Source organism: Streptomyces sp., assembly GCF_019510245.1.
Lineage (GTDB): Bacteria > Actinomycetota > Actinomycetes > Streptomycetales > Streptomycetaceae > Streptomyces.
Genome location: NZ_JAEKKT010000269.1, coordinates 1 through 3806, shown reverse-complemented (window position 1 = coordinate 3806; position 3806 = coordinate 1). Strand labels below are relative to the sequence as shown.

Sequence of the window (3806 nt, the reverse complement as noted above, 5' to 3'; positions counted from 1 at the left end):
CTTCTTCAGCTCGTCCAGGCCGTCGGCGGTGATACCCATGAAGGGGTCTCCTCTGTGGTGTTCGGATTCGCGGTGTCAGATGTCTTTGTCAGGAGCTGCCGTACCGGCGGCGGACGTCGCCCTTCAGGAGCTTTCCGGAGGCCGTGCGCGGCAGGCTGTCCGCCACCACGACGGTCTTCGGGATCTTGTAGCGGGCCAGCCGGCCGGACAGCGAGGCCAGAACCTCCTCCGCGCGCAGCGCCGCGCCCTCGCGGCAGACCACGACCGCCCGGCCGACCTCGCCCCAGGTCTCGTCCGGCACGCCGATCACCGCGCACTCCACGATGTCGGGGTGGGTGAGCAGGGCGTTCTCGACCTCGGCGGGGTAGATGTTCTCCCCGCCGGAGATGATCATGTCCTTGACGCGGTCGACGATGGTGACGTAACCGTCCTGGTCGACCCGGGCCGCGTCCCCGGTGTGCAGCCAGCCGTCGGCGAGGACCGCGCGGGTCTCCTCGGGCAGGCCCCAGTAGCCGGACATGACGTGCGGCCCGCACACCACGACCTCGCCGGTCTCCCCGGGATCCACCGGCGTCAGATCGGGCTTGACGACCCGCACGTCGCTGAAGAAGTGCGGCACGCCGGCCGAACCGGCCTTGGTCACCGCGTGTTCGGCGTCCAGGAACAGGGTGCCGGGCGCGGCCTCGGTCAGGCCGTAGCCCTGCAGGAAGGCCAGGCCCCGCTCCTGGTAGGCCGCGATCAGCGAGGTCGGGACCGGCGATCCGCCACAGGTGAGGATGCGCAGGCTGGACAGGTCGGCGCCGGGCCACTGCGGGTGCCGGGCGATCTGGTCGAACATCGCCGGGACGCCGAACATGAAGGTGATCCGGTGCCGTTTGATGAGGTCGAAGGTGCCGCCGGGATCGAAGGCCGGCACGATGACACAGGTGCCGCCCTTGAGGAGGACCGGCAGCGTCAGCATGTTGAGTCCGGCGGTGTGGAACAGCGGCGCGGAGACCAGCGCGACCTCGTCGGCGGTCAGGTCGTGGTCGATCAGGACGTTGACGGCGTTCCAGGTGAGGTTGCCGTGGGTGAGCATCGCGCCCTTCGGGCGGCCGGTCGTCCCGGAGGTGTACATGATGACGGCGATATCGTCCAGCGGGACCGGCACGTCGACGGGCTCCTCGGACGCCGCCGCGAGCAGTTCCTCGTACGCCGCGTCGCCGACGGTGAAGCGGTTCGCCACGTCGAGGCCCTCGACCAGGGCGCCGCAGGTGGGCGCGTAAAGCAGGGCTTTGGCACCGGAGTCAGCCAGCTGATAGGCGATCTCGGGGGCGGCGAGCCGGGTGTTGAGCGGCACGAAGATCGCGCCCAGCAGGCCGGCGGCGAACAGCGTCTCCAGGAAGGAGGGGTGGTTCGGGCCGAGGTAGGCGACCCGGTCGCCGTGCCGGACGCCCGCGGCGCGCAGCGCGTGTGCGAGGCGGGTGGTGCGCGCGTGCAGTTCGGCATAGCTGACGGCGAGGTCCTGGTGGATCAGAGCCGTGCGTCGCGGGGTCTTGCGAGCCCGGCGGGCGGGCCAGGACCCCAGTCCCTCATTGTGCATCGCGGTGCTCCGTTCAACGGCCGGTGTCGGTGAGCCCGAGGAGCCGGGCGGCGTTCGCTTTGAGGATCTTGGGCCGGACTTCGTCCTTGATCGGCAGCTTGGCGAAGTCGGCGAGCCACCGGTCCGGGGTGAGGACCGGGTAGTCGGAGCCGAACAGGACCTTGTCCTGGAGCAGGGTGTTGGCGTACTGCACCAGCTGCGGCGGGAAGTACTTGGGCGACCAGCCGGACAGGTCGATGTGCACGCCCGGCTTGTGCGTGGCCACCGCCAGCGCCTCGTCCTGCCAGGGGAAGGACGGGTGGGCCAGGATGATCTTGAGCTCGGGGAAGTCGACGGCGACGTCGTCGACGTGCAGCGGGTTGGAGTACTTCAGCCGGATCCCGCCGCCGCCCGGCACCCCGGCGCCGATCCCGGTCTGGCCGGTGTGGAACACCGCGATGCCGCCGGTCTCCTCGATCACTTCGTAGAGCCCGTAGGCGATGCGGTCGTTGGGGAAGAATCCCTGGATGTTGGGGTGGAACTTGAAGCCCTTGACGCCGTACTCCTCGACGAGCCGCCGGGCCTGCTTCACGCCGGCGCGGCCGCGGAACGGGTCGATGCTCGCGAACGGGATCAGCACGTCGGGGTTGGCGGCGGCGGCCTCGGCGACCTCTTCGTTGGGAACCGGTTCGGTCCCGGTCGCGGACTCGGCGTCGACGGTGAAGACGACCGCGGCCATGCTGCGTTCCCGGTAGTAGGCGGCGATCTCGTTCAGGGTGGGCTTGCGGTCGCCCTCGACCTTGAAGTACGCGCTGGAGGCGTCGTGCAGCTCGTCGGCGAGCGAGGCGGAGCCCTTGGCGGAGACCTCGGCGTGGGTGTGCACGTCTATCGCCACCAGGCTGTCGACGTCCATCGCGGCCATCACTGCGCCGCCGTCTCGGGGACCGGCAGCTTCGGGGCGGGGATGCCCACGCTCTGCGGCGCGCTGCCGACCGAGGTGTGCCAGGCGGTGGCGATCGTCTCGGGCGTCCAGCCGCCGGACGCGTAGGCGACCGAGACCTCCTGCGGGTGCGACCACAGGGTGAGCCGGTCGCCGCCGATGCCGATGCACTGGCCGGTGACGTCGCGGGCGGCGTCGGAGGCCAGGAACGGGACCAGCGCCGCACAGTCCTCGGGCGTGCCGAAGCCCTCGCCCATCCGCAGGAAGTCGGGCAGGGGCTCGCCGCGGTGCATGGCCTCGACGTACGGGGCGAAGGCGGGGATGGTCTCGGTCATGGCGGTGGCGGCCACCGGGATGATGGCGTTGACGGTGATGCCGGCGCGCGCCAGTTCCATGGACCAGGTCCGCGTCATGGCCGCGATCCCCGCCTTGGCGGCGGCGTAGTTGGTCTGCCCGAAGTTGCCGCGCTGGCCGGCCGGTGATCCCACGAGGACCAGGCTCCCGCCCTCGCCCTGCTCACGCATCCGGGCGACGGCGGCACGGGCGCAGGTGAAGGTGCCTTTGAGGTGGACGCCGATCACGGCGTCGAAGTCCTCGTCGGTCATCTTCCACAGCACCTTGTCGCGCAGGATCCCCGCGTTGGTGACCATCACGTCCAGCCGGCCGAAGGCGGTCACGGCCCGGTCGACCAGGCGCTCGGCGGCCTCGGCGGTACCGATCGCGGCCACTTCGAAGACCGCCTGGCCGCCGGCGGCGGTGATGGACCGGGCCGCCTGCTCGGCCACGGCCTCGTCGAGGTCGTTGACCACCACCGCGGCGCCGGCCCGGGCCAGCGCGGTGGCGTAGGCCAGGCCCAGGCCACGGCCGCTCCCGGTGACGACGGCCACCTTCCCGCGCAGGTCGGTGCCGGGGTTCGGCATCCCATTCGGAATCTCAGAGGAAACAAGCGACACGAGACAAGGTCCTTCGCTGGCAGGTCGCGGAGCGGCTGCGAACCGGCGATCTCCCGGTTCGGCCCGATGGACAGAAGCTAAGACCAATCATTGTTGTCGTCAATAGTTGTTTACAGCCTCGATGTACTCCATGCTGGAACCGCCCAGTACCTCATCCCCCGTCCACGCCGGGGGCCTCGACCATGGAGCCACCGATCACTGAGACAGACCGGGACGCGCCCTGGATGCGCGCGCTGCACGCGGACACGGGCTACCTCTTGTACCGACTCGGCCTGCGGTCCGGGAGCATGTTCAACGCGGTGTTGGCCGAGCACGGCTTCCGGCTGCGCCATTACGCGCTCATGCGCTACCT

At 70.3% G+C, this 3806-nt stretch carries 3 protein-coding genes and 1 pseudogene; 1 reads left to right on the top strand and 3 read right to left on the bottom strand.

Annotation, left to right across the window (positions count from 1 at the left end):
- Positions 1-88 precede the first annotated feature (88 nt).
- The 3 genes from JF597_RS48505 to JF597_RS48495 are packed head-to-tail and all read right to left on the bottom strand — an operon-like array spanning position 89 to position 3421.
- A complete protein-coding gene (locus tag JF597_RS48505; protein ID WP_294012101.1) occupies positions 89-1582 on the bottom strand; it encodes a long-chain fatty acid--CoA ligase in 1494 nt (497 codons plus the stop codon).
- 13 nt (positions 1583-1595) lie between these two features.
- Positions 1596-2474, bottom strand: coding sequence for an amidohydrolase family protein (locus JF597_RS48500; protein ID WP_294012099.1), 879 nt, complete (start codon positions 2472-2474; stop codon positions 1596-1598).
- A gap of 8 nt (positions 2475-2482) precedes the next feature.
- Positions 2483-3421 (bottom strand): SDR family NAD(P)-dependent oxidoreductase, encoded by a 939-nt coding sequence (locus tag JF597_RS48495; protein WP_294012097.1) that lies wholly within the window; start codon positions 3419-3421, stop codon positions 2483-2485.
- A gap of 215 nt (positions 3422-3636) precedes the next feature.
- Here JF597_RS48495 and JF597_RS48490 point away from each other — a divergent pair.
- Positions 3637-3806: pseudogene (locus tag JF597_RS48490) on the top strand (MarR family transcriptional regulator); the annotation flags it as partial.

What these genes read in the sequence shown, in the direction of transcription:
- JF597_RS48500 (WP_294012099.1), bottom strand. Translation starts at nt 2,474, where the DNA reads ATGGACGTCGACAGCCTGGTGGCGATAGACGTGCACACCCACGCCGAG.
- JF597_RS48505 (WP_294012101.1), bottom strand. Translation starts at nt 1,582, where the DNA reads ATGCACAATGAGGGACTGGGGTCCTGGCCCGCCCGCCGGGCTCGCAAG.
- JF597_RS48495 (WP_294012097.1), bottom strand. Translation starts at nt 3,421, where the DNA reads ATGCCGAACCCCGGCACCGACCTGCGCGGGAAGGTGGCCGTCGTCACC.